The following is a 245-nucleotide window of genomic DNA, read 5'->3' on the forward strand; positions in this document are numbered from 1 at the left end:
GCTGCGGTCAGCCAGCGGGTGAAGCTGCTGCGCCAGGCCCTCGGCGATGACAGTCGGCGTCCGCGCTACATCCGCTCGGTTCGTGGTCGCGGCTACCAGCTGTGCGCGCCGCCACGGCCGGCCAGCGCGTCGCCCACGCGATCATCGCGCGCCCGCAGGCTCGGTTGGGATGTGGTGGCTGTCGCGGTGCTGGGCACGGCCGCCACACTGTTGCTGTTGCCCCGGTCGACGCCGCAGGGCGCAGG

Annotated in this window: 1 pseudogene; it reads left to right on the forward strand. The window is 73.9% G+C overall.

The annotated features are described in order from the left end of the window. Positions 1–18: 18 nt before the first annotated feature. Positions 19–245 (forward strand): annotated as a pseudogene (locus tag Q5762_RS39340) (helix-turn-helix domain-containing protein); the annotation flags it as partial.

The sequence above is a fragment of the Streptomyces sp. P9(2023) genome (assembly GCF_032436795.1).
Classification (GTDB): domain Bacteria; phylum Actinomycetota; class Actinomycetes; order Streptomycetales; family Streptomycetaceae; genus Streptomyces.